Source organism: Streptomyces sp. NPDC001027 (assembly GCF_040299045.1).
GTDB lineage: Bacteria > Actinomycetota > Actinomycetes > Streptomycetales > Streptomycetaceae > Streptomyces.
The window spans coordinates 1-24142 of sequence record NZ_JBEPBI010000118.1; the positions used below are offsets into that span (position 1 = coordinate 1).

The following is a 24142-nucleotide window of genomic DNA, read 5'->3' on the forward strand; positions in this document are numbered from 1 at the left end:
TGGACACGCTCGGCAACCCGGTCGCCCGCACCGTGCTGACCGACGCGCGCACCGGCGCCCAGATCGACGCCTGGGACGCGCTGGAGACGGCGACCAAGCAGGGCCCGCACATCGCGCACATCGCGATCCCGGCAATGTCTGTGACATCGGCGAGAGGGGCGACATCTGCGAGCTCGGTGACATCGAATGGCATCGGCGTCCCTGCGACCCGCAGCGCACGGCTGTCCGCGCCCAGTCGCGCGGCTACGTCGAGGCCGTCAACGCGGTCCGCGCCAGGTCGCGCAGCCAGACGTGTGCGGGGTCGGTGTCATAGCGCTGATGCCATGACAGGTACACCGCGGCCGACGGCAGTTCCAGCGGCAGCGGGAGCTGGGTCAGCCCGAGATCCGCGGCGGCTGAACGCGTCGTCGATTCGGGCGCCGTGACGAGGAGGTCCGAGCCGCGCACGAACGCGAACGCGGCTGCTTCGGTCGGCGCGGACGCCACGACACGTCGGCTCAGGCCGAGCCGCGCGAGAGCGTCGTCGAGGGCGTTGCCGAGCCTCCCGCGCCGCGAGACGGTGATGTGCTCGGCCGCGGCGTACCGCGCGGCGGTGACGGCCTTGACCCGGGTGAGCGGGTGCCCACGTCGCACCACGATGACATGCCGGGTCTCCGCCACTCGTTCAGTGCGGATGTCGGGTGCGGTCGGGCGGTTGGCGTTCGCCTCCAGGTCGACCTCGCCGCGACGCAACGCGGGGGTGTCGGTGCTCGATTCGGCGATGAACCGCACGCGCACGCCGGGTGCCTGCTCGCGTACGGCCGCAAGGAGCGCGGGGCCGCCGAAGCCGACGAGCGAATCGTGCCAGCGGAGTGTGAAGGTGCGCTCGAGTGCCGCGAGGTCGAGTTCGCGACTCGGCGCCAGCACGCCCCGGACCTGCTGCAGCAGCTCGTGCACCTGCTCCCGGACGGCGATCGCGTACGGCGTCGGAGTCATCGTGCGCCCGGTGCGCACCAGGATCTGATCCCCCGTCGTGCGCCGGATCCGGCCGAGGCTTCGGCTCATCGCGGGAGCGGTGACATGCAGGCGCTCAGCCGCTCCGGCGACGCTGCCTTCCTCCAGGAGCGCATCGAGCGCAGCGAGCAGGTTCAAGTCCAATTGCATGGGAGTCATCCTAGGCGTGCTTTACATGCACTTGTAGTTAATGATGCGCCCTCCTACCTTCGAGGTGCGGGCGCGAGAGAACACAGGTCGCCCGGTCCGCCTCACCACGCCCTTTCAGATGGGAGCACCGCCATGCCCGATTCGATGCAGACCACCAAAATTCCTGCAGCCGCCGACTCCGCTTCGGACGCCGACCTGCTCACGCAGACCGCTGTCGCCGTGCGCGCGGCGGCTTCGGCGCTGCTGGAGCGCTTCGGCGACGTGGTCCGCTACCGGACCCGCGAAGAGCTGATGCGCGCGCTCGCCGCCAACGACGACCTGGCCCTCGACATCCTGCGCCCTCGCCTCGAACTCCTGCGCCCACAGGCCCGCTTGGTGGAGGACGAGCTTGCGGGCGGGGCCCTGCCGTCCGGCGAATGGTGGGTCCTGGATCCCGCCGAAGGCAACGTCAACCACCTGCACGGCCTGCCGGAGTGGGCGGTGACCGCCACCCTCGTACGCGACAGCCAGCCGGTGCTCACCGCGGTGCACGTGCCGTTGACCGGTGAGACCTACACCGCACTCGCCGGCGCCGGAGCCCACCTCGACGGCCGCCCGCTGCACGTGTCCCCGACCACAGACCTCGGCCTGAGCCTCGTCGCCACGAGCCAGGCCAGGCCGGACGAGGACGAGGGGGTCGTACGGCGCATCGGCTCCTCGATCACCGCGATGCTCTTCGACGCGCTCGTGGTGCGGACGTCCGTGCCCGCCACCCTGCACCTGCTGAACGTGGCCGCAGGCCGGATCGACGCCTTTTGGCAGTACGCCGGAGCCCGCGCGGACCTGCTTCCCGGGGCGCTGCTCGTCGCCGAGGCCGGCGGGCAGATCACCGACGCCGACGGCCGACCCTGGACCCCGGACAGCGAGAGCTTCCTGGCCGCCGCGCCCGGCGTGCACGCCGCAGCCGTCACCACGCTCTCCCGTTGACTCCCACCACGACCACAGACACCGGAAGGATCACATCACCATGACCATGATCGCCGTCCTCGGAAACGGCCGCGTCGGCGGAAGCCTCGCTTTGGCCTTCGCCCGCGCCGGGCACGACGTGACCGTGGCGGACCGCTCACCGGGCTCTGCCGCCGACGCCGTCCGGGCAGCGCAGATCGTCGTCAACGCCACCCCGGGCGCCGGCTCGCTGGAGCGACTCGTCGCGCTGCGCGAGGAACTGCGGGGCAAGATTCTCGTGGACGTCTCCAACGCCACCGTCGACGGACCGGACGGGCTGCCGGTCGGCCTGCTCTACCCCCGCTCGAGCCTCGCGGAGCAGCTTCAAGAAGCCCTCCCCGGCACACACGTCGTCAAGACGCTCAACACGATGCTCTACACGGTGATGACCGCGCCCGCCGCGCTCAGCCAGACGCCGACCGCCTTCCTCTCGGGCACGGACCCGGATGCCAAGCAGGTGGTACGCGGACTGCTCGCCGACCTCGGCTGGCAACAGGAGTGGGTCACGGACCTCGGCGGCATCGTGACCGCGCGGGCCGCGGAGGCCGCGATCCTGTTCGTGCCCCACGTGATCCGAGCCGACGGATTCGCGCCCTTCGCCGTCTCGATCACCCGCTGAGAGCCCGGCGCGACGGAGGACGACGACCCGCGTCACGTGCCGTGGACGTGCCCGCGCCAGGTCAGTGTCAGTTCCCCGACGACCGGCAGCCCGAGGGTGGGGGCCAGGGTTCCGCTCCCCGTCATGCCCGACGTCAGAGGCAGAGTGAACTGCTGGAGCGTGGCGATCAGATGGCGGTGCCCCTCACCGCCCGGCACCAGCACCCACAAGTGAAGGGTCTTCGCCGAGGGCTCCCACTCCCAGACCCCTTCTTGGCTGATCGCTCCGCCGATGAACGCCATGGTGCCGAACCATTTGTCCGTCGGGTGAGGGCCCGAGATCCCCGTGTCCTCCCACTCGATCTCGATCTGAGCAGTCTGCGGGGTCCAGCTCGGGATGATGTCAATCTGCCCGCCGCGTCTCATGATCGCTCCTGATCAGTGTGCCTGGAAGTCTCCCGGAGCGGCCGACAAGGCCCATGTTCCCAGCGTAGGGCGCAGCGTCTCGGCTGGCGACTCCACATGATCTCGTTGAATCGCTGAATCACCTTGGGGAACGGGGAGTGGGACGCCGGATGTCGGATGCCGGACTTGGCGGTCGACGGCGAGAGGGCGGCCTCGGTCCCATGAGGGATCGGTGCGAGAAGCGCCCGGGGGGCGTGAGAGGGTGTGAGTCGGTCTGGGACAGGGGGAGATGTGGGGCTCACCTACAGCTACGACATCTATGTGCGTCCTCGGAACGTCGGCAGGGTGTTGGCCAATCTGGCGGAGCTGGCGCCACCGGCTCGTGCCGTGCCGCCGTTGGAGGTCACCCTGCCCGGCGGTGACCGGCTCGTCCTCCCGTTCACGTCCCGATTCGAGAGCGAGCCGGTCGACTGCTCCACGAGCAGCACGCTCGAGCTCGACATGTCCCTCATGTTCGAGCTCGACGACGCACTGCGTGAGTACGCGCAGACGAGCGGCGCCGACCCCGATGCCGACGGGCGCATCCAGATCGGGTACATCTACGCGGTGATCCGGTTCGAGTCCCTTCTGCACCCTGGCTACGCGTCGGTGGACTGCTGGGCGGCGACGACGGGAATGAGCCGCACGTTCGCGCGGTCGGTGAACATCAGGAAGGCGTTCACCGACCTCACCGCCGACAGCGGGGGAGTGTGCTGCCTGTTCGACACCGGCGACGGCGGCCCCGAGCAGGTGTGCTGGCTCAACGGTCAAGCCACTCGGGGGATGCTCTCCGGTCTTCGCTTCTCCGATCGGCGGGCATTCGCGGCGACTTGGGCCGATCAGGAGAACTGAACGTCGACGCTCCCTCTCCGAGGTCACGAGATCGCGGCGGCCGCGCCCTTCAACGGTTCATCGGCCCATCGCCCGGCGCCGGGCCGAACGTGTCGGCCAGGCTGGTCAGGACGGAGCCGGGCCAGCTGGTCTCCCCGAACACGCTGACCGGCATGGCGAGCACGCCGTACTCACGCCGGAGTGTCTCCGCTGGGATGCCGACGGGGAAGAAGTAGTTGCCGGGGCACGTCCGGCTGGCCGTGGGGATGGCCCCGATCACGTCGTCCGGCAATCGTTGGAACAGCCGCTCGGCCCGTGCCGCCAGTTCGTCGACGACTTGCCGGGGCATGTCGCTGTGCTCGGTCAACAGTCGGTCGGCGAGCCTCAGTTGCTCCGGCGTCGGCGAGTCCGACCGGAACGATTCGGCCCACTCCGCCCATTCCGTCTGTCCAGCCTGCCCGGCGTGCCCGGCGTGCCCGGCGTGCTCCGGACCCAGCAGGACCACGCCGAAGGTGCGCGGCCACAGCCAGCCCTTGGTGACCGAATGCAACAGGACCGCGCAACCGGTGTCCAGCAGTCGCCGTGTGCCGACGGCGAACGGGACCCCCAGGTCGTAGACGCTGTCGATCAGCACACGGCGGCGTGGCGATGCGCGCAGCCACGAGATCACCGCGGCGCACTCGGCCTCGGACAGGTAGCGGCCGAGCGGCTTGCTGGGGTTGGCGAGCAGCAGGTATTCGGCCCGGTCGTCCGCCGGCGAGCTCGGCAGGACCGGCGTCGGCAGCGTCGGGTAGGACGCGGGCTCCAGGCCCGCAGCGCGGGCCAGCTCGAAGTAGACCGGGTACACGTCGCCGGGCAGCCACAGCCGCGCCTGCACGGCGTGCAGCCGCTGGAACACCACACTGAGCCCGTGCCGGACCCCCCGACAGACCATGGCGTGACCGGACCACTCTTCCGGCAGCTGAAAGCGCCGCAGCCAGGCACGGGCGAGATCGCACCGGTGCACCGTGCTCACGTCGGCAGGCGGTTCCGGCCGCATCGGCGCGAGCGCCCTGTACACGTTGGTCTCGGCGGCGTCCAGAAGCGACGGGGAACCGATGAGTTCACGCTGCCGGAACTCCTGGAACTCCTCGAACCTCATGCCGTCGCACCTTCCGGCACGATCTCGCTGGCCCGGTCCTCCAGGGAGGCGAAGCAGCGTCCGTCGGCCATCACGTTCCAGCTGCGCGCGATCCCGTGGGTGCGTTCCCAGAGCAGGCTGGGCTCGGTGTACGCGGCGATCCGCATCGGCCGTCCGTCCCAGTCGCCGTGGTAGACCGGCGCGCCCCAGGGCAGGCGGCTCGCCAGCGCGAAGCCGTGCTGCTCGGCGAACCCGGTGACCACGGACAGCGACACCTGGTGCTCTCGGCTCCAGACGTTGGCGGCGCGTTCGAAGTAGAGCGACTCGGTGCTGGTGGACACGTAGAGCTCCTTGAAGCAGATCTCCTCGACGCCGAGGGCGGCGGCCCACGAGAGGTAGTCGGCGACCCCGGCCCCGTCGGCGACGCCACCGTGCTGCAGCACGCAGATCAGCCTCATCCGCAGCCCCGGCCAGCGGTCACGTTCCGTGCGCCAGGCGTCGATCACCGAGCTCACCGGTGTGCGCAGCATCATCAGCCGCTCGTTGACGACATCGTCCTGATGGTGCCGGGAGACCGCCAGCACGCTGAGGCCCGCGCCGCTCAGCGCCGCGAGGCGGTCGGCTCGGTCAGCGTGCCCGCCCTTGGCGAGGGTGTGCGCGTTGGTGATGAGGACGACCTTGGGGAAGGCCGCCGAGCAGGCGGACACCAGTCGCAGCTGCTGTTCGAACGGTATGAGGGTGGTCTCCCCGCCACCGGTGATCACCGCCCGCTCGGCGCCCGCCGCACGGGCGCGCTCCAGCCAGTGGGCGACCGCGTCCCACGGCACCCGTGCCGGCGCCTGGTCGCTGGAGATCGAGGCCGAGGAGAAGCAGAACGAACACCGGGCCTGGCAGGCGGAGGCGACCGGCAGGATCGACACGGAGCGCGGTCGTGTGTCGGCGTAGCGACGCAGTGCCGACCCCTGCAGGGGCAGCGAGGCCGCCATCGCATCCTCGACAGTGGTCGGGCGCAGCGTGAACTCATCGCGTTCGCCGCGTTCGCCGTGCTCCTCGCCCACGTGGTCGAGCTCGTGGACTGCCGACAGCCGGATGCGGGCCTCGTGCAGTTCCCTGCCGAGGCCGGTCGCCACATTGGGCGCCAGTTTGTCGGGGTCCACTGTGGTCTCCAGCACCAGCAGCCGGTCTCCGGGAATGGCCAGACGGTCCAGCAGGAGTCGTGCCTTGCCGACGCCGATTCCCAACTCCGCACGGGTCAGCAGATGGAAGCGGTCGGGATAGGTGCTCTGCGGGATCCCCGCCTTGCCGTAGGCGCACGCGTACTTGTCGAAGCCCTTCGCGAAGTTCGACAGCACGATGACGTGGAAGCGCTGGTCGCCATGGTTCATCCCGTCATCATGCATGAACGGGCCCCGGATGACATGGGCCCGAACTGCTCACGGATCGGAACGCGGTGTGCCGTTCCGATCCGTCGTCGACGCCGCTGTCAGTTGAGAGAGGCGTCTATCGAGGAGAGCGGCACGGAGAAGAGCACGCGCTGAGGAATCGCCGAATCGGCGCCGGACCAGTGGCCCGCGCGGTCTGCCGCCCATTCGGTGAGCGTCCACACCTGACCTGTGCTCCACCAGTACGACATACTCTCGGTGTGCTGGCCCCAACAGGCATACGTAATGTCCTGCCCGCAGTTGGCGGCTGCCTTGGCTCCGCCGGTGTTCTGCCGCCACAGGATGCCGTGCTGGCCGACGCCGCCGCGCGCGTCGTCAACGTAGAAGTTCGGTGTGCCGCCGCTGGTCGCGCTGTGTGACAGCACGCCCTGCAGTCCGACAGCCTTCGTCTCGTACGCCTGCGAGGCGTTCACGCGGCCGCTGCTGTCCTTGGCGAGGTAGCCGGGCTCGGAGCCGAAGTCGTACCGCCAGATGCGGGCCGGCTGTGCGCCGCCGGAGGAGAACCACTCGGTGGCGACCAGGCTGTCCGGAGTGCTGCTGCGATCCAGTGAGATGGATCCGAAGCACGGCAGGGAGTCGTCGTTGGCGGAGCTGCAGGCCCCGCCGGCCAGGCTGTAGGAGCCGATGGCCGGCATCACGTACTGGTAGCCGCCTGCCGACCATCCGCCGCTCACCTTGCCGATGGCCGAGCTGTTGACGGTCGCCTGGAGGATGCGCTTCATGTCGAAGACGTACATCACGTTGTTGTCGGCGTCCTTCTCCCAGGACGTGACGATCAGCTTGTCCTGGTACCAGACCATGCCGCCCATGTGGGTCTTGAGGGCGCGGTAGTCGGTGCCGCCGTTCAGCGGGACGACGGGCAGCACCCAGCGGTATCTGAACGCACTGGGGTTGTTGGCGTCGATGAACGCGATACGGCCCATGTGGTCGGTGGTGGTGGTGCCGTTCTGCCCCCAACCGGACAGGATCACCTTGTTGTCGCCCCACACGCCGTCGTTGTCCGCGTCCCCGGAGGACGTCACGGACTGCGGCAGCCAGTCCTGGGTGACCGCGTCCCCGGTGTCCCAGCAGTACGCGACCTGAGCGGTCGGCTTCACCGGCAGCGCGGCGGTCTCCGTGCCGGAGCAGGCCGCCGCGTTGCGCATCGTGTGGTTGGCGCTGGCGAGGACCTGGTCGACCCCGCGGGACGTGCCCATCTCGTCGGCCAGGTTGTCGAGCGAGGAGGTGGGAACGCGGTGCTCGACCAGTCGGAGCTTCGCCAACTCCGCGGACGAGGTGAGCGCGGTCAGGGCTCCGGGGTTGTCGCCGGGGGCCGCCTCAGCGGCGTTCGCCGGCGCCAACAGTGTGGCCACCGCCAGACAAACGGTGGCCACTGCGGCTCGCAGGCCGTTTCTACGCATCCTATGGACCCTTGTTAGAACGGAAGTTGAGGCAGCTTCGACTGCGGTCGGCAGTGGCCGACGTGGCCGACGACGGATCCTGTCACAAGGAGCCCGTGCGCGGGGCAGGCACGGACAGCCGGGGCAGGTTCGACGGGACGTACGGCGTCGTCAGGCAACGAGCCCTGTATTAGCGTTACTTGCTCAGCCGCCCGTGTGCCTCTCGCGGCGACCACCATCATGATCCGCCGACCGCCCCCTGTCGTTGGCGGGGAATGCACAACCCGCTATGCAGAGAGTCCACTGGGCCCACGGTCCGGGCGCGACGTCAGATCACCGGCGCCGGGAGAACCGCGCTGAGGGAGTACAGGATGGGCAGGTAGGTGTCGCTGAAGGGGAACCGATAGAGACCGTCCGGGCCTTGCGGCAGGATGTGGCGCCCGTCGGTCTCGGTCTCGGTGTGCTCGCCGAGGCGTTCCACGACCAGTCCGGCCGCGGCGGCCGCCGTGACGATCTCGCCGACCGAGTACGGGTACTGGGTGGATTTCTTCGGCTCCGTGGGAGCGTCGGCGTGTGCGTAGGTGCCCGTCATCGCGTCGTGTTGTGGCGCGCCGCCGCCGTAGGGCCAGTCGGCCACGAAGGGGTCGAAGGTGAGTACCGTCTGGAAGACGGGGTGGAGGTCGACGAGCACCAGTCGGCCGCCGGGCCGCAGCGCCGCCGCCGCGCCGCCCATCCAGGCGTCGAGGTCCCCGATCCACGACAGGACTCCGTAGGTGGCGACGACCACGTCGAACCTGCCGGCGAGAGCGTCCGGGAGACGCTGGGCGTCCGCTTCCACGAACTCCGCTTCCAGACCGGCCCGTTCCGCCAGTTCGCGTGCTCGTCGGATCGCCTTGGGGGAGAAGTCCACGCCGGTGGCGCGTGCGCCGAGGCGAGCCCAGTTCAGGGTGTCCATCCCGAAGTGGCAATGCAGGTGGAGGAGATCCCTGTCGGCCACGTCGCCTGCGAGTTCCCGCTCGAGTCCGCGCAGCGTCTGCCCGCCGGCGAGGAAGGACTCCACGTCATACGACCGGTCCGCGGGATCCGTTCCGTGGAACTCGGCGAGGTCGTCCCACAGGGCCCGGTTGGCGGCGAGTCCTTCCTCGGCGTCGGCACGGTCCTCGCGGGCTTCCATGCCGTCAGGTGTGTGTTCGGCAGCCATTTAACGTCTCCGGTCCTGATCTGTGTCGTCGATGCTTCCCGGCCGACCGGTTCGGGGACATCGGCCGAGAAGCCTTCCGTGCGCGAGCCTTCCGGGGGATGCGGTCGCAGGCCGTGCGGCCCGCACCCATCGGGCAGCGACCGACATCCTTGCGGAAGTCCCGTGGCGAGACCGGCCACGACATACCCTCCCTCGTCAAGCGGGCCCAGACCGCCAGACCCCGGCCTCACTGGGCGGCCGCAGGTCGCGGCAACTCCGGGAACCGGTAACCCCGTTGCCAGGCTACGAAGACGGTACCGGGGCCCCGCCAATCGCGCCGCCAGAGCAGGCGGCGGCGGTGCTGGTCATGGTCCTGGTCGGGACTCTCGCTTGCGACCACTGACACGCCGCCTTGGAATTCCAGAGACCTCATTCTGATTCCAGTCCACAGGCCCCGCACCAGGCAACGTTCGCCCCGTTATGATGCCCCTCTTTTGGCGGTGTGCAGGACTCCGTCTTGGCTGGACGCAGCTTTGACAGGGAGGTTGGAGATGGCTCTCAGCCAGCGACACTCACGGCTGATCACGGTGGACGGCGCTGATTACCGGTGGCAGGTGCGCAGGGATTCGGAGTGTGTGTCCTGCAGAGGTGGGCTGGGGGCTTCGTTCGTGGTCCAGCACGTCGATCCCCAGGGCTCTGTTCTTGTCGTGGGGCCGTCGCACTCGATGTCCCCCATCGTGCCGGGAGTGGTCCGGGCCCGTGTCCGCAGTGCTCTGAGCCAGGGATGGATGCCCGCACGCCCCGGCACGCCGTTCCGTCTCGGCCAAGGGGTCAGCCGATGAGAGGCTGCGGATAGAAGCCGGCCGGGTCCGCGCGTGCTGATGCGGCACGCAGGGCGGCAGTGGGCCGAGCGCGGCGGCAGGCACAAGGATCCCGACCGGGAGCCTCGCCGCCGAAGCCGGGTGACCTACAACCGCTACGGCGGGACACGGCACCCGTTCGCCGCCCTGGACCTGGCCAAGGACAAGCTCTACGGCCACATCAGTCCGCTGAAGCACGCACTCACTTCCTGGAGTTCTGCCGCTGCCGCCTGCGCACCCTCGCCCCTCCGGACGGTGCGGATCGCGATCGTCTGCGACAACTCCCCCCCGCTGATCGACACATGTGATGGTCCGCCAGCGGAACAATCTCCCTGACACCGATCGTGCTGCTCTTTCACGTGTCCTACCAGTAGGTGCCCGGTCCTGTGAGCACCCAGCCGGCATCGGTGGGTCTGACCCGGAATCCCAGTTCCACCTCGATTCTCTGCGCGCGGTAGGTGATGTCGACGTTGACATGGCTGCCGGTGTGGCCCCAGCGGAAGTCCGCGAGATCGAGTTCGCCGAGCCAGGACAGGTCCTGCTCCCACTCATCGGGAGTAGGGCTGCCGCTCGCCTCGTCCTCATCGATGCTCGCCCCGACGGAGCCGGTCCACAGCGACTTGAGCACGTGCCGGACCGGGTAGTGATCGATGAGCTGTTCGGCCTCAGGGATCCTTCCGGCTCGAAGCAGGCTGAAGTAGCCGCGAACGACCGCTTCGACGTCGGCCCTGGCAGGGGGGTTCGTCCAGATCTTCACCGCGAGATCATAGTGGCGCGGGGTATGGGGCTGTTGTGCCGCCGGACCCCTGCTTCCTGAGTCAGCCACACGGCACGCCCTCGCTCGGGGGAGAGAGCGCGAGGGCATCCTTTTTACGATCTCGGGCTTGTGATGCAGGGCTCAGACGTAGCTTCTGAGCAACGGCGAGGAGCGCCGGTCTCTTGGAGGCCAAGGCTCTCGGTCCGCTTCACGTGGCCTTCAACCGTCCCTCAGTCCCGGGCCGGAGACCGCAACGAAGCGAACGTTCCTGATGCGCACTTGGGGCCGGGAGCCGCTCTACCGGCGGACCGCCGAGATCAGGCCGCCGGGCTGCTCCTCGCGCTGGGGTGGGGCGGTGATCGGGCGGCCGTAGGCGGCGGCGCGCTCGCGCAGGGTGTGACAGTCGGCCTCCCAACCGTGCTCCGCCAGACGGCCCACCGGGTCGGCGGGCATCTCCGAGACCCACATGGACGCCGCCGACCCCGGCGTGGCGTCGGCGCCGAAGCGCTCGATGACGCCGCGTGAGCCCCACGTCAGCCCCATCCGACTGCCTGTCGCCGACTGAGCGCTGACCCGGGCCAGCAGCAGCTCCACCGCGTCCTCAGGCAGATAGATCAGCAGCCCCTCGGCGATCCACACGGTCGGCGCCGCCGGGTCGTGCCCTGCGGCGGCCAGCGCACCGGGCCAGTCCTCACGCAGATCCACCGCGACGGTGATCCGCTCGCAGCGTGCGACGGCTTGTTCCTGGCGCAGCACTGAAGCCTTGAAGTCCAGCGGCGCGGCGGTGTCGACCTCGAACAGTCTTGTTCCCTCGGGCCAGTCCATCCGGAAGGCCCGGCTGTCCATGCCCGCGCCGAGCAGGACGACCTGCCGGATCCCGGACGCGGAGGCCTGCTGCAACAGGTCGTCGAGGAACTTCGTTCTGATGACGATGGAGAAGGACACGGCCAGTCGGCGGCGTCGCCCGGTCTCGTCACCCGGCGGCGGCGAGGAGGGCCACAATCCGCCGGCGGCGGCGAAAGCCCGTGCCAGCGGGTCCTGGAACAGCGCGTTCTCCCGCTCGGTCTCCAGCGCCCGCACCCTGGCCACTCCCACCGCCGTGGCCCACACACCCGACGGCTGCACCCGCTCCTGGTCACCAGTCACCGCGTCAGCCTAGATGACCCATGGCAAAGGGCCTGCTGAGCGGAGGCATGTTCATTGCCGCCTTCATTCACGGTCAGCCGGGGATCGATGATCGGGACCCATCGCAGGCACTCTGTCGGCATGCCGGGCGGCGGGTGTGTACTGGGGGCTTGCCGCAGCGAGGGGGAAGCATGCCGCGAACGCCGGATCCGGGGGTACCCGAGTCAGTGGACGATGAGGAGCCTTGGCTGGACAGCCGGGAGGTCGCCGCGTTGTGGCCGGTGCGTGAGGACTGGCTGCCGGGCGCCGCTCATCGTGCGGATGTCCGCGTCCGCCGGTACGGCGGGGAGAGCCGGGGCACGTACGGGGCGGCGCCGACCTACTACTCCTACCACCCCGGTGACGCGCGGCGGGCGGCGACGGCTATCGCCGAAGGTCGCGTCGACATCCCGGCGGTCTGGCGCACCGACACCCGTGAAGGTCAGCGGGCGGAGTACTGGGGCAGATTCCGGTTCCGTCTCACCTGCACGGTCGTCCTGGCCCTGGCCCTCCTCCTCCTGGGAACCGCCGTCTACGCCATGGTGTTCTGAACGTGGGGCCGATCGCGCTCACTGTCTGGTGAGCGGGAGGCTGAGGACTCCGCGGTCATGTCCGACGATCAGGTCCGCGCCCGCGGTCGCCAGGCAGGTGGGCGACACCTCCAGGGCGATGTGCCGCACCGCGCCGGTCTCCGGTTCCCACAGCCGCAGCCGGTGACCGTGACGGGCGCCGGCGACCAGGACCGTGCGGCCGCCGTGCGGCGTGGCGGCGGTGATGAGCGGCGGGCCGGCGGTGCCTGTGGAGCTGGGCAGACCGTCGCCGACCGGGGCGCCGGTGACCGGATCCCACAGCATGACGACACCGAGGCCGTCTGCCGTGGCCAGCATGGTTCGGTCGGGCGTCAGGACAGCCTCCACGGCCGCCGCCTGGTGGTCGGCACCGGCGAGCGCCCGTGCGTCCAGTTGCACGGCCGCGCCGCTCTCCCAGGGGTCGTCGACGGCTGGATCCCACACGTGCACGCGGCCCGCGGTGTCCGAGGCGGCGATCAGAGTGTGGTCGGCGGAGATCGGGACGGCGGTGATCGACCGGATCGGACTGCCGTAGGGGTTGAGGCGGCTGACGCACTCACCAGTGTCCGGTTCCCACACTCGGACGGCGCCTCGTGGGGTGGCGGTGACGAGCAGGGTGCCGCCGTCGGGGACGACAGCGGTGCACATCGCGGTCACCCCGCCGGGCCGGTCGCCGGCAGGTGCGCGCACCGGCTGCCCGGTGAAGGGGTCCCAGACGGCGATCGTCCCGCTGTCGCCTCCGCTTGCGAGGAGAACGCGGCCGTCGAGCAGCGGGAGGGGCGTCATCGAGCGGACGGCGTCAGGATGCCCTGGCAGCGGGTCGTGGACGAGTCGGCCGTCGGTCGCGTCCCACAGGCACACCACGCCCTTGTCCCCGCCGCCGGCCACGAGGGTCGGCCGACCGGGGCGGGACACCACCGCCAGGGCGTCGACACCTCCGGCCGAACCGGGCACGGAATCGGAGAACACCGATATACGGCCCCAGAGCGTGCCGTCGGCCGTGATCACCGCGTTCTGTTCCTGCCGGAACCGGGGCGCCGCTCGGCTGGTTCCTCCGGCCGTCGCCGTCGCCGTCGCCGTCGCCGTCGCCGTCGCCGTCGCCGCCGCCGCTTGCGCTGTGGCCGCCGCCCCGTCGGAGTCCGCCGGGACCCGATCCGGACGGTGTGGGGAGAGCGCACCGTCCGGGCTCTCCGCCAGGCCGTCCGCGATCGTCCACGTCCGCTCGCAGTCCCAGCAGTCGAAGTGCCCGGTGAGGGACATCAGCCGGCGGGCCAGTTCCCCCGCGGCCCGCTGCGGCGTGCCCCTGACCGCGACGATGCCGGCGACCAGGCACAGGACGGCTTGTCCTGGCGTTTCGTAGGAGACCCCCTGCGCCGCCACGTCGCGAGCCACCCGCAGAAAAGGCTCCCAGTCTTCCCCCAGGGCCTCCTCCCGCAAGGCAGCGGCGGCCTCGCTCCAGGGATGTCCGTCCTGCCGGACATGGGTGGAGGGTTCAGGCAGCAGTGACGCATCGAAGGGCGGACGCGCCGCGTCCACGCAGAAGTCGGGGAGCTCCGTTTCGCTTCCGCACGCGGGACACGACAACAGGAGCTCGCTCTCCCCCTCCTCCGGGAACTGCCACAGCACCTCGCCCATGTGGTGTCCGGCCAAGGCCACGCAGGAGAGGGCGAGTCGCGCACAGACCGGTCCGGGAACATCGGCGGCGAGGAGGCTCCGGGCGGCCGCCCGCTCGGCCAGCCGCAGAGCGGCGCCGAAGCCCGCCTCAAGATCGGCCGGGACGGGTGGCCGGTAATCGGCGGTCACCAGGAATCCGAGGTCCACCCAGAATTCCACGGTCTGTTCCGGAGGCAGGACCGCTGCCGCCTCGACGAGATGCGGCAGGGCCGCATAGGCCCCGTCGGCGACGACCCCGTCGTCCAACAGGCCGCCGGACAGATCCGCCCAGGTGCGCCGCCACGCGTCGCTGCCCCCGGTGGCACCGGCAGAGGCCAACTGCTCCAGGAGCACCTGCACCTCCTCGGCCTTCACACCGTCCAAACCACGCCAGCGAGGGCTGTCCAAGGGCAGCTTCGGAATCATGGGACGAGTCTCGCAGACGGCACTGACAATCAGGAGGCAGCCTGGTGTCCGGCAGCTTTCCGCTCCGCTCGTCACCCGACCGACGACCCCTTGGCCTGTGTTGCTGCGGGAGACGCCTCCCCGGAGTGAGTGCCCCGGTGGCTGACGAGGGTGGCGTGGCTACCATGCCGGTCATGTCTGGTGAACGCCGAAGCAGCGGTCCGGCCCGTGACAGTGGGGCGGCGGGAGGCCGGTTGACCGATCCGGGATGGCTGGTGCACGGGGATCCGGAGCTGATCCTCGCGTGCCTGGACGGCGCTGACGGGCAGGAGGAGACGCTGGCGGCTGCCGTGTACCGGACGTCGGGGCATGTGCACCGTGACGCCGGCGCGGGGGTGCGGCGGCAGGTACTGGCGCTGGACGCCGCCCGGTACGGGAACCGAGAACTGGCGAGGGACATCGCCCAGGTCGCAGTCCGCCAGGGGATGGACGACCCCTGGGTCGTGCAGTGGGCTACCGGCAGCGACCTGGACTGCCGGCTGCGTTACGCGTTGCCGGTGCCGGCCAAGGTGAGCGCGTTGGCGACCGTGGTCGTGGGCGGCCGTGGTATCGCTGTCGCCGGTTGTCGGGACGGCACGCTGCACGCGTGGGATCTGGCGACGGGCAGCCGGCTCGGCAAGGCCGTGTCCGCGCGCACCGGGGCCGTCGCTGCGCTGGTGACGGCGGTGCTGGACGGCCGACCCGTCGCGGTGACCGCCGGTTCCGATCGAAGCGTCCGAGTGTGGGACCTGGCGCGGGGAGAACTGGTCGGTATGTGCTCCGCCGACGCCGACTCCTGGGTGAAATCGCTGGCCGCGGGACTGGTCGAGGGCCGGCCGGTCGTGGTCGGCGCGTGCGTCGACGACGTGGTGAGAGTGTGGGATCTCGCCACGCTCTCCCCGCACGCTGAACCGTTGGCCATCCGCACCGGCTTTGTGTCCGCTCTGGCGACGGCGGTGGTCGACGGCCGTCCCGTCGCCGTCACCAGCCATTCGAAGGAACTCGCGGCGACGGATCTGATCACGGGGGAGGAGACCGTCCGACTGTGGGACCTGATCACGGGACGGGAGTTCGGCCCCCTGGGCGAACCTCCCGAGGAGCCTCCCGTGTTCGCGGAGGGGGCGTCCGACCGGACGGTGGAAGGCGACAGTGACGGTGACGGGGATGTGGGGCGCTGCGTCAGTCTGGACGTCAACGCCGCGGCGCACTTTCTGGTGGCGGATCCGGAGTGCCGGTGCCCGATCGCCGTCAGCGCCAACGCCTACGAGGTGCACGTCTGGAACCTGGCCACACGGGAGTTGGTCGGTGAGCCCGCGGCCGTGTTCGTGGAAACGGCGGCCGTGACGGTGCTCGCCGACCGTCCCGCCGCGCTCGTCGCAACGGGCCATGGAGCAGTCGGCGTGTGGGACCTGGCCACCCTCCGGCCGTTGCAGCCGTCGCTGACGGGTCACGAGGCGGCCGTGCGGGGAACGGCGACGGCGGTGGTGAACGGACGACAGCTCGCGGTCACCGGAGGCGACGACAGGTCAGTCCGCATCTGGGACCTCGACGGTGAGAAGGGGACGGGTGGCGGCAGGCTGACGGGTCATGCCGGCTCCGTGACAGGGCTCATCACGGCCGACGTGGACGGCAGTCGCGTCATCGTCACCGGCGGCTCGGACACGAGTGTGCGGATCTGGGACCTCGGCGGCGAGGGACAGCTCGGTGAGCCCCTGACCGGCCACACCGCCGGCGTGGACCTCCTGGCGGCGGGGACGGTGGACGGACGGCTTACCCTCCTCACGCGCGACGATCGGTACAGGACGGTGCGTATATGGGACCTGACCACCCGTCAAGAGCTGCACGGACGATCGACCAGCGAATACACCAGCCCCTCCATCGACCTCTTCGCGGTGGTCGACGGCAGCTTCGTCGGCGTGACCACGGAAGGCCGTGTCTGGGACTTGACCGCGAGCCGATGGATCGGAGTGCAGCCGCGGCGACCGGGCGCCCTGGCCCTGGGGGAACTCGAAGGCCGCAACGTCATTCTGACCGGCGACAGGACAGAGGGCGTCCATCTCTGGGACCTGACCACGGGCGAGCTGCTGGCACCGCCGCTGACGGGCCACACCGGTGAGGTGCGCTCGGGGGCGACCGGCATGCTGGACGGTCGCCCCGTCGTCGTCGCCGGCGGCGACCGAACCGTGTGGACGTGGGACGCAAGCACAGGGCAGCAGATCGGCGCGCACGCGTTTCCCTCCCGTGTCAGGGGCCTGACGGTGGCGCCCGACGGGCGGCTGGTGGTCGGCTTCGGCGCGGACATAGCGGTCCTGACCCATCGCCGCTGAGAAGCCGCGGCACCCGAGTGACCGCTGAGGTCAGTCCCTCTGCGCACCCCCTGCTCCGTCGCCCCGACCACGCCCGGAGCTCTCACAGGAAACGAAGAGTCCTTCCTTTAGCGGCAATCAATCGCGGCTTTCCAGATGACGGTAGGAGCACTGCTGGTGGTATCGAGCTCGGGGTCGTGGAACTCAGGCCTGCACCAACGGGAGGCCCAGCTCATCGGCGCACCTCGGACCACTCCCTACCGAGTCGACGTCGCCAGTCAACATGCCCCCAATGGTTCGGCCTTGGCTTTCAAATGCCGTCTCCCCATCCGAAGGTGATGTTGTAGGCGCGCTGGAGTGCGTGCCTGCCACGGTCCCCGTCTGCGTAGGCCCAGGTGAGCGCAGCGGCGAACAAGAGCACGAAAACTCCACTGACGACGCCCAGAGCGAGCAGCTTGCCGAACCAGCCGAGGACGACCAGGGCGATGGTCACGACAGCGGCACCGATATGGGCTCCCCGCGAGTCGAGCGACGCAGCCTTGCGTGCCGCTCTCCGTTCAGCTCGTTCTGCCGCGAAGCGTGCCTCTCGAACAGACGGTGATTCGTTCTCGTCGAAGTTCATCTCATCCCCTGGCGTTGACGCTACATGGATCCGTACCGCCCCGGCAGAGAACCGCCGAACAGGGCAGGGAGCAGGTGCGGAGCTGCTGAGGAGGTGCGCCTTGTCGCGGCTCGGCGTCGACGTGTCGAGGGCGGCGCCATCGACCTGATGACGTGCGCCCAGCAACTGACGCACCGGTTCCTGCTTTCTCGTCTGTCAGTCCCGAAAGCGGGAGGAGACCTCCCGCCCGGAGCGGGCGGGCTGCGTTGACCGACTGGTGAGGTGGCTGCGGCCTGATGTCCCGGGCACCGGGTATCGGATACACATGCAGGCATGGGGCAAGGTCGGGTGGGCGGGTTCTGGGCGGGAGTGTTTCCTGCGGAGTGTGGTGCAGCGGTCGCTGGCGGGTGACGCGCCGCAACCGTGGTGGATGCCGCGGCGTGTGGTGAGCGTGGTGTCGGCTGACGTCGACGACGCTGCCGGTGTCGGCGGGATCTGGATCGTGTGGCGTCCCAAATCGTCACGGGCCCGCGAGTGCGTTGCACTTCTGGAGTGGTTCGGCGAGCGGTGGCGGTACGTGGGAGGCAACAGCAGTAGCGGCTGCGAGGACGGTCCTGCCGATGCCGATGCCGATGTGCTCGAAGTTCATGACGGCGGTGGCGTACTCAGTCTCACCCGCAGACTTGACCCTCCGGGCTCCATCACCGCTGCCCCGTGGATCAGTTGCGTCACGTTGCGACTCGGGCGAGACGTGCGTCAGGTTCTCCTGGGCGGCCGTCGCATCGAGGCACCCGAGCAGCGCAGGCTCATTGCCGTGTGGGTAACTCCGCCCGGACGTCGGGGAGTCCGTCCGGTGATCGTGGCTCTGGGACGGGACGGCGTCGAGCTCGCCCGCCAGGGACCTCATGACGGTCTCGACACTCATACATGGGCGCGATTGCGAGAGGAGTGACAGCCGGCCTGCTTCCTGACCCACGCCGGCGTCCATCAGGTCATACACGGGGCCGCTGCACTCCTCGAGGCGGCGGACTCTGGCGTCTTTCCGCGGTGCGGGACGGCACTTGCCCGTACGCCTCACGGTAGTAGGCGGCGAACCGGCCCAGGTGAGTGAAGCCCCAGCGCGCAGCGACGTCGGTGACGGTTCCGGACGCGGAACCGTCCGCGATGCGCAGCAGGTCCTGGTGCGCTCGCTCCAGCCTTACGCGCCGCAGGTGGGCCGCCGGGGTGGTCCCGAGGTCGGTCCGAAAGCGGTCCTGGAGGGTACGAGGGCTGACCCGCGCCGCCGCCGCCATGTCCGTGACCGACACCAGTTCACCCGCGTGGTCCTCGCAGTACGCCATGGCCCGTCGCACGGCACTCGAAAGGGCCGGACGGCTGTGCGGGGGGAGGACGTCGGAGGGGTCCTGCGGCTGGAGATCCACCAGGCTGTGCACAAGGACCTGTTCGAGCTGCGCGGAGACATGCGCGGTCTCCAGCCACTCGGCCACTACGGAGTCGCCGTCCGCGAGGGCCGAGGCGAAACGCCGGACGGCTACGGGCCCTTCGGGGAGTTGGGCGACGTCATCGCTGGTGCCGGGGGCCTGCCGCAGGAGCACCAGGGCCACGCCCCTGAGCGCACCTGCCTCCGGATCCGTTCCCCAACCGAGCAGTTGGGCGCGCCAGCCCTCCTTGACGGCGGCCAGCGACGGGCCCTGCGGTAACCCGGTGCCGCGCGCGGTGGCGGCGGAGGACGCGAGGAACGCGCGGTAGGTCTCCACGGTGATGGTTTGCAGGACCACGCCACGGCCCCGTGCTCGGCGCACGCGGCTGGGCGGAACGGGCAGTGCTGACACGGTCTGAGCCCCTCCTTCTCCCCGGCTCAGTCGCGGGGACACACAGGAGGTTCACAGCGGTGCATGACCGCTCCGCGCGGCGAAGGTGACGGAACCATGACCGTTCCTCACCAGTCTCCGTCACACGGTCCCATGACTGGTGACCTGGTGTTTTGCGGCTCAGCAGGCCAACTCGCCTCTCCCGTCCCATCCTTCCCGGAAGTCCTGCTGCGAGCGGAGGTCTGCTTCTGCCGGGCCCTGCCCTACCGGGCCGTGGCGGATGGGCGCCGTCCCGGCAATCCGATATGCGCGAACCAGTCGGCGGAGAACGGATAGCAAGCGGTCGTCCGCCATTCATATGCTGCAGTCGATCCGCACGTACGGCCAAACCCGGCAAGGGTGTGCAGTACTTGCGAGCGGGCTGCGGCCAAGGCGGCCCGGTAGAAGCAGGGGGATTCAAGTTGCGAGTGAGCATTCGGTGGTTGATCACTGCCCTGGTCATGGGGCTCTTCATAGGGGCAGGCGCGCAGGGGGCGGCGGTCGCGTCCTCGACCGACGCAGCATTTACGGCGCAGGCACGAGCAGCCGGGCTGTCGACAGACAAGGCCGCGGCATTGCAGGCCAAGGTCGACGACTATCCGGTCAAGCTGCAGGGGAGAGGCAAGCAGGTCTCGCCGAACCAGATCCTGGATGAACAATCAGACCACCGGTACCGTTCCACGGCTGTACTTCAGGGACTTGAGCTGGTGGGACATACCTCCCGCATTCTCTTCGCAGGGTTACCACGTTGACTGGAACCCCGTGAACTCCATCACGAACTGCCGGTAGCAAGGGTCGATGACGATATGCGTTCCACTGCTCCCCTCAAGGTCGCCGCGGGCCACAGGCGCAGGAGCCTTCTCGCCACGGTCACCGCGTTTCTCTCCGTGGCTTTCATCGGCATTGCGCTCTCCCCGCCGGCCGCGGCCGCACCATCACGACCCGACGACACCGCGGCCGTGGGAGGAACAAGTGCCGTCGTGCCCGTCGGCGTCACCGCCGGGATCGCCGTCTTCGATCGTCAGACCGGTGGTTTCACCGAGCAACTGAACCCGAGCATGCAGTTCCGTTCGGCCTCGATCGTCAAACTGCTGATGGCTCTGGACTATTTCTGGAACCGAGGCTCCGACGACGTCGTTCCGGCCGCCGACCGTGCCTGGCTGGAGCCCATGCTCCGCAGCAGCGATGACGACGCGGCCAGTCAATACTGGTCGAGCCACGGCTATTCATCGATCGTCACCCGTATGCGCGGCAACCTCGGGCTGAGCGACACGGAGCCCCCTGGCGACCCGAACTTCTGGGGCTACACAGCCATTTCGGCCCGCGACACGGTGACGATCTACCGCTACATCCTGGAAAAGGCCCACGCGCCCGTACGCAATTTCATCATGGACAACCTTCGTCAGTCGACCCGCTGCGCGTCGGACAAATTCGACCAGCACTTCGGGATCGCCGGCGCCTTCAACCGGCCTTGGGCCGTGAAGCAGGGCTGGTCGGGCGACTCTTACCCGAAGGGCACATGCGGCCCCACGAGCCCGGTCTCGCCCAGGGCGGCGGCCGGCGTCGGTCCCGCCGCCGCTGCCGTGGATCTGACCCGTCCCGCCCTGCATTCCACTGGCACCGTCGGCGTCGGCGACCGCTCGATCGTGGCCGTCTACACACTGCACCAGCCCGGTACTTCGTATGGGAAGGCTTTCACCGACATCGGTCGACTGACCCGTTCACTCAATGTTCCCGGTGGCGTCGCGCCGTCCGGAAAATGGTATGGGACATGGAGTTCGGAGGTCGTCGTCCGCAGTGAACCACGCATCGGTGACAACGCACTGACGCGACTGCCCGCGGGGGTCGAGGTACTGGTGGGCTGCCAGAAAAAGGGCCAGTCCGTCTCCGTGCCCCCGTACGCCAACGACTGGTGGGCGTACCTGCCCCAGTACGGCGGCTACATCTCCAACATCTACATAAGCCATCCGGACAATCGATTGCCGGATGTCCCACTGTGCTCAAGTCCGGATTAGCAGTGCAACCAGGGCCAGAAGCACATGACTGGAAACACGACGATCAGAACGGGGTGCACGAATGCTCTCACTGAACAGGAGCCGCCGCCGCAAGACGCTGGCGATGACGTTCGCCGCGGCCGCCTGCACGACGGTCCTCACATGGCAGGGCGCCTCCGCCGCCCATGCAGCCAGCCCCTATGACGGCGCGGACCCGGCCGCCACAGGCTGTGCCTCGAACGCCAAGACTCTCGCCTCCGCGCCGCTCTACCTGCCCAACACGACCAGTCAGGCCGGCACCATCGAGATGCGCTACAGCAACACCTGCATGACGCAATGGATCCGCGTCTACTCCAACCAAACCCGTTGCAGCGGTGAGCCCTGCCGCAACAAGGCGGAGATCACCCGTCCCGCGGGCTCGGACGGCCCGGCCCTGACCGTGGGCCGCGGCAACGTGGCCGCAGGGGAGCCCTACCAGTGGAGCCTCATGGTCTACACCCCCAACACCCGCTCCTGCGGCACCGGCAACGCCGACACAGGAGTGGCCACGGCCTACCCGTACGGGGAGTGGGGACGGCAGATCTGCGGCTGAGCCCGAGGAGAGCGATGAACCGCGAAAACACGTCCTGACCGACGTCCGCAGCTCCGACGAGCTCGTTCACGAGCGTCATCAGAGCGTTCCGCCGCTGGCCACGGGCCGCCGAACGACCGCAGCGGGTCGTAGGTCCGCACCTGGTTGACCGCCCGTTCGTGCCATCAGCCTCAACACACTGACTTACCACTGATTCCGCAGCCCCGACGGCAGGCCGGCCGACACCGCGGGAGTCACCTACGCGTCCCGGAACAGCATCCCAGGGACCCCTGTTTTCCCAGGTCAACAGGGGTGGGATGGTTCCATCGTCCCGGGTGGTGCGGTGACCGTTGTCGAGGGTCCCCGCTGTCGTGGAATCTGTGGACGTCGCACCGGCCGAGACGGCACGACCGCCGCGCCGGCAGCACGAGAAGCCACCGCCTTGCGTCTGTATGCCGGGACGGTGTTCGAAGCCCCACCCCTGCGCCGTCCCGCGACGCAGGGTTCGCTCACCTTTTGACAGAGAAGGAAGTCACCGTATGAACAGCAGCACTCCCGCACGTCGTCGTCCGGGCCGCGGCGTGGCCGTCGCCGCCGGCCTCGTCCTGGCTCTCGGACTCGGCACGGCGGCGCAGGCCTCCGCCGCTCCGCGGATCGCCGACGCGGAGGTCAGGGCCTCGTCCTCGTCCCTCGCGCGCTCCGACTCGGGCACGCCGCTGTCGGGCCGACAGATGATCCGGGTGCTGAAGTCCCTGCTGCCCAAGGGCGCGAAGGTCTCCGACCAGCAGGGCCAGGAAGGCTACGGCGCGCTGGTCTGGGACGACGGCCACGGAAAGAGCATGATCGGGGTGAACTCGCAGCACGACATGGGCGACGTCCTCGAAGGACATATGGGCTGCGAGGGCACGTACATCGAGTGCCGAGCCCTGACCCTCGCCGACGGCACGCAGGTGAAGCGGGCCAAGCGGGCGTCGGAGAAGGGTGGTTCGGCCGTGGTGTGGCTGGTCGACACCCTCCACCGCGACGGTCGCCGAGTCATCGTCCAGGAGGTGAACTCCTACGCCGAGGGCGGTGAGGTGACGCGACCGCAGCCCCCGCTCACGCTCGACCGTCTGCAGGCCATCGCGCTCGACTCCCGGTGGGCGGGCTGACCTAACTCGGTCTGCGTTTGAGGAAGGCCTGACCCCGCAGGGCGGGGGCGGAGGTAGCCTGCGCCGGCCGACCTCGGCGAGTTCGCTCAGGCGAGGAAGGAGAGCGGGAAGGGGCGGGCCGGGGCCGGGCGCGTGGCCGGGGGGTCAGCGCGGCCGGCACTCCGCTTGCGCGTCGCGGCAGCGCTCCCGCCCCTGCTTGCGCGCAGCTGCGGAGTCCCGCCCGGGAACCCCTCAGTCGGCGTGGCCGCCCGCTCCAGCAGTACCCGACAGGGAAGGGGAGGCGGCCCGGCCGTGCCGGCATCGTAGGGTGTCCGCGCAATGCGTGCAGTTGGCGGTGAGCGGAGCGAGGCCGGTGGCAGTTGCGTCTGACGCGCAAACAGATGAGCTCGGCTGCCTCCGCGTTCTGGCTGCGCGGGCAGCCGGGTTCGCTGTCCAGGCCGACCGCTTCACCCGGACTATGCGAGGGTCAGGCTCCGCAGTACCGGGTGGCACGAGGGCCGCAGAATTCGTTGCTCCCAGCTCCGTCATAATCGACATTGTCATCGGTGCCGAATACTATTGTGTCGGCTCCGACATTGCTGGAAACCCGTACTGTGCGGCCTATCGGCCATTCCTTGAGGTCGTTGGAGGCTGTGACTTCAGCTGTCGCCCCGGCCGGTGTGACGGTGAGTCGAAAACTGGCTTCGCACCCCCTGGGCTGGGCGGTGGCGCACGGCGGGTCATTGCTGGGGTCGTCATAGTCCAAGAAGGGGGACCAATTGTATCTTCCAGAGCCGTTCGCTTCGATGACGACTTTGCGACGGTGAGCCTGCCAGGTCCCCTGATATTCTGCCCTGATGATTGCAGCGGAATCGAAACGGCTCAGATCGACGAAGACGCTGGTGAGCTTATGTTTTCCGCCGGTCAGGATGTTGCTGATCCCTGCGATCTGGGATTGGACGATCTCAGGTACGAGCTTGAGGCTGTCAAGGAGGGCTGGGATGAGTTCGGTTGCCTCGGCCCGGCCCAAAGCAAGCTTGGCGCAGGTCTGAGCAGCCTTGACCGCCGACTCGAAGCGCTTGTTGGCCGAACCGTTCTCGCTCAAGGCGTCTTTGGCGTCCAG

Annotated in this window: 23 protein-coding genes and 1 pseudogene; 10 read left to right on the forward strand and 14 right to left on the reverse strand. The window is 69.2% G+C overall.

The window, feature by feature from the left end; all coding sequences use genetic code 11:
• Positions 1-193: hypothetical protein (locus ABT300_RS27035; protein ID WP_351680730.1), on the reverse strand; the 193-nt coding region annotated here is incomplete at its 3' end.
• A gap of 50 nt (positions 194-243) precedes the next feature.
• Positions 244-1143, reverse strand: coding sequence for a LysR family transcriptional regulator (locus tag ABT300_RS27040; RefSeq protein WP_351680671.1), 900 nt, complete (start codon positions 1141-1143; stop codon positions 244-246).
• Between the two features lie 132 nt (positions 1144-1275).
• On the opposite strand from ABT300_RS27040, the gene ABT300_RS27045 reads away from it, so the two are divergent.
• Positions 1276-2109 (forward strand): inositol monophosphatase family protein, encoded by an 834-nt coding sequence (locus ABT300_RS27045; protein ID WP_351680674.1) that lies wholly within the window; start codon positions 1276-1278, stop codon positions 2107-2109.
• A gap of 40 nt (positions 2110-2149) precedes the next feature.
• The gene (locus tag ABT300_RS27050; protein WP_351680677.1) at positions 2150-2746 is read left to right on the forward strand and encodes an NADPH-dependent F420 reductase; all 597 of its coding nucleotides are present in this window, start codon (positions 2150-2152) and stop codon (positions 2744-2746) included.
• A 32-nt stretch (positions 2747-2778) separates the two neighbouring features.
• Here ABT300_RS27050 and ABT300_RS27055 read toward each other — a convergent pair whose 3' ends face one another.
• Positions 2779-3150 carry a hypothetical protein gene (locus ABT300_RS27055; RefSeq protein WP_351680680.1) on the reverse strand — a complete coding sequence of 124 codons (372 nt, stop codon included), beginning with the start codon at positions 3148-3150 and terminating at the stop codon, positions 2779-2781.
• A 270-nt stretch (positions 3151-3420) separates the two neighbouring features.
• Between ABT300_RS27055 and ABT300_RS27060 the strand changes: the two genes are divergently transcribed.
• Positions 3421-4020 (forward strand): hypothetical protein, encoded by a 600-nt coding sequence (locus tag ABT300_RS27060; RefSeq protein WP_351680682.1) that lies wholly within the window; start codon positions 3421-3423, stop codon positions 4018-4020.
• Positions 4021-4069: 49 nt separating this feature from the next.
• On the opposite strand, the gene ABT300_RS27065 is transcribed toward ABT300_RS27060, so the two are convergent.
• The 4 genes from ABT300_RS27065 to ABT300_RS27080 form a co-directional block, all read right to left on the reverse strand.
• Positions 4070-5140, reverse strand: coding sequence for an aminotransferase class I/II-fold pyridoxal phosphate-dependent enzyme (locus tag ABT300_RS27065; RefSeq protein WP_351680685.1), 1071 nt, complete (start codon positions 5138-5140; stop codon positions 4070-4072).
• Entirely contained in the window at positions 5137-6504 is a 1368-nt protein-coding gene (locus ABT300_RS27070; protein ID WP_351680688.1) for a radical SAM family protein, read from the reverse strand. Before ABT300_RS27070 ends, ABT300_RS27065 begins: the two co-directional genes overlap by 4 nt.
• A gap of 98 nt (positions 6505-6602) precedes the next feature.
• A complete protein-coding gene (locus ABT300_RS27075) occupies positions 6603-7913 on the reverse strand; it encodes a hypothetical protein (protein ID WP_351680691.1) in 1311 nt (436 codons plus the stop codon).
• A 355-nt stretch (positions 7914-8268) separates the two neighbouring features.
• Positions 8269-9141, reverse strand: a complete 873-nt coding sequence (locus ABT300_RS27080; protein WP_351680693.1) for a class I SAM-dependent methyltransferase — start codon at positions 9139-9141, stop codon at positions 8269-8271.
• 845 nt (positions 9142-9986) lie between these two features.
• Between ABT300_RS27080 and ABT300_RS27085 the strand changes: the two are divergent.
• Positions 9987-10283: pseudogene (locus tag ABT300_RS27085) on the forward strand (hypothetical protein); the annotation flags it as partial.
• A 61-nt stretch (positions 10284-10344) separates the two neighbouring features.
• Here the strand turns inward: ABT300_RS27085 and ABT300_RS27090 are convergent.
• On the reverse strand, positions 10345-10737 hold the full coding sequence (locus ABT300_RS27090; protein WP_351680697.1) for a hypothetical protein: 393 nt from the start codon (positions 10735-10737) through the stop codon (positions 10345-10347).
• A 297-nt stretch (positions 10738-11034) separates the two neighbouring features.
• Positions 11035-11883 (reverse strand): class I SAM-dependent methyltransferase, encoded by an 849-nt coding sequence (locus tag ABT300_RS27095; protein ID WP_351680700.1) that lies wholly within the window; start codon positions 11881-11883, stop codon positions 11035-11037.
• Positions 11884-12089: 206 nt separating this feature from the next.
• On the opposite strand from ABT300_RS27095, the gene ABT300_RS27100 reads away from it, so the two are divergent.
• On the forward strand, positions 12090-12452 hold the full coding sequence (locus tag ABT300_RS27100; RefSeq protein WP_351680702.1) for a hypothetical protein: 363 nt from the start codon (positions 12090-12092) through the stop codon (positions 12450-12452).
• Positions 12453-12470: 18 nt separating this feature from the next.
• On the opposite strand, the gene ABT300_RS27105 is transcribed toward ABT300_RS27100, so the two are convergent.
• Positions 12471-14549: a hypothetical protein gene (locus ABT300_RS27105; RefSeq protein ID WP_351680705.1), complete on the reverse strand. Its 2079-nt coding sequence runs from the start codon at positions 14547-14549 to the stop codon at positions 12471-12473.
• Positions 14550-14782: 233 nt separating this feature from the next.
• On the opposite strand from ABT300_RS27105, the gene ABT300_RS27110 reads away from it, so the two are divergent.
• Entirely contained in the window at positions 14783-16894 is a 2112-nt protein-coding gene (locus ABT300_RS27110; RefSeq protein ID WP_351680708.1) for a WD40 repeat domain-containing protein, read from the forward strand.
• A 289-nt stretch (positions 16895-17183) separates the two neighbouring features.
• Here ABT300_RS27110 and ABT300_RS27115 read toward each other — a convergent pair whose 3' ends face one another.
• The 3 genes from ABT300_RS27115 to ABT300_RS27125 all read right to left on the reverse strand — a co-directional run bounded on the left by ABT300_RS27115 (position 17184) and on the right by ABT300_RS27125 (position 19252).
• A complete protein-coding gene (locus ABT300_RS27115) occupies positions 17184-17495 on the reverse strand; it encodes a hypothetical protein (protein ID WP_351680711.1) in 312 nt (103 codons plus the stop codon).
• Positions 17496-17994: 499 nt separating this feature from the next.
• Positions 17995-18474 (reverse strand): hypothetical protein, encoded by a 480-nt coding sequence (locus ABT300_RS27120; protein WP_351680713.1) that lies wholly within the window; start codon positions 18472-18474, stop codon positions 17995-17997.
• Positions 18467-19252: an AraC family transcriptional regulator gene (locus tag ABT300_RS27125; RefSeq protein ID WP_351680716.1), complete on the reverse strand. Its 786-nt coding sequence runs from the start codon at positions 19250-19252 to the stop codon at positions 18467-18469. Before ABT300_RS27125 ends, ABT300_RS27120 begins: the two co-directional genes overlap by 8 nt.
• A gap of 515 nt (positions 19253-19767) precedes the next feature.
• Between ABT300_RS27125 and ABT300_RS27130 the strand changes: the two genes are divergently transcribed.
• From ABT300_RS27130 to ABT300_RS27145, 4 genes are all read left to right on the forward strand, one after another.
• A complete protein-coding gene (locus ABT300_RS27130; protein WP_351680718.1) occupies positions 19768-20076 on the forward strand; it encodes a hypothetical protein in 309 nt (102 codons plus the stop codon).
• Between the two features lie 54 nt (positions 20077-20130).
• Entirely contained in the window at positions 20131-21339 is a 1209-nt protein-coding gene (locus ABT300_RS27135) for a hypothetical protein (protein WP_351680719.1), read from the forward strand.
• Between the two features lie 61 nt (positions 21340-21400).
• On the forward strand, positions 21401-21910 hold the full coding sequence (locus ABT300_RS27140) for a DUF2690 domain-containing protein (RefSeq protein ID WP_351680722.1): 510 nt from the start codon (positions 21401-21403) through the stop codon (positions 21908-21910).
• Between the two features lie 518 nt (positions 21911-22428).
• Positions 22429-23040: a hypothetical protein gene (locus tag ABT300_RS27145; protein ID WP_351680725.1), complete on the forward strand. Its 612-nt coding sequence runs from the start codon at positions 22429-22431 to the stop codon at positions 23038-23040.
• Between the two features lie 466 nt (positions 23041-23506).
• Here the strand turns inward: ABT300_RS27145 and ABT300_RS27150 are convergent.
• A partial coding sequence (locus tag ABT300_RS27150) for a hypothetical protein (protein WP_351680727.1) occupies positions 23507-24142 on the reverse strand: 636 nt, incomplete at its 5' end.

Excerpts from the sequence above, each read along its gene's own strand:
- ABT300_RS27045 (WP_351680674.1), top strand. The coding sequence starts at position 1,276 with ATGCCCGATTCGATGCAGACCACCAAAATTCCTGCAGCCGCCGACTCC.
- ABT300_RS27050 (WP_351680677.1), top strand. The coding sequence starts at position 2,150 with ATGACCATGATCGCCGTCCTCGGAAACGGCCGCGTCGGCGGAAGCCTC.
- ABT300_RS27065 (WP_351680685.1), bottom strand. The coding sequence starts at position 5,140 with ATGAGGTTCGAGGAGTTCCAGGAGTTCCGGCAGCGTGAACTCATCGGT.
- ABT300_RS27070 (WP_351680688.1), bottom strand. The coding sequence starts at position 6,504 with ATGAACCATGGCGACCAGCGCTTCCACGTCATCGTGCTGTCGAACTTC.
- ABT300_RS27145 (WP_351680725.1), top strand. The coding sequence starts at position 22,429 with ATGAACAGCAGCACTCCCGCACGTCGTCGTCCGGGCCGCGGCGTGGCC.
- ABT300_RS27135 (WP_351680719.1), top strand. The coding sequence starts at position 20,131 with ATGCGTTCCACTGCTCCCCTCAAGGTCGCCGCGGGCCACAGGCGCAGG.
- ABT300_RS27055 (WP_351680680.1), bottom strand. The coding sequence starts at position 3,150 with ATGAGACGCGGCGGGCAGATTGACATCATCCCGAGCTGGACCCCGCAG.
- ABT300_RS27140 (WP_351680722.1), top strand. The coding sequence starts at position 21,401 with ATGCTCTCACTGAACAGGAGCCGCCGCCGCAAGACGCTGGCGATGACG.
- ABT300_RS27080 (WP_351680693.1), bottom strand. The coding sequence starts at position 9,141 with ATGGCTGCCGAACACACACCTGACGGCATGGAAGCCCGCGAGGACCGT.
- ABT300_RS27115 (WP_351680711.1), bottom strand. The coding sequence starts at position 17,495 with ATGAACTTCGACGAGAACGAATCACCGTCTGTTCGAGAGGCACGCTTC.
- ABT300_RS27105 (WP_351680705.1), bottom strand. The coding sequence starts at position 14,549 with ATGATTCCGAAGCTGCCCTTGGACAGCCCTCGCTGGCGTGGTTTGGAC.
- ABT300_RS27040 (WP_351680671.1), bottom strand. The coding sequence starts at position 1,143 with ATGCAATTGGACTTGAACCTGCTCGCTGCGCTCGATGCGCTCCTGGAG.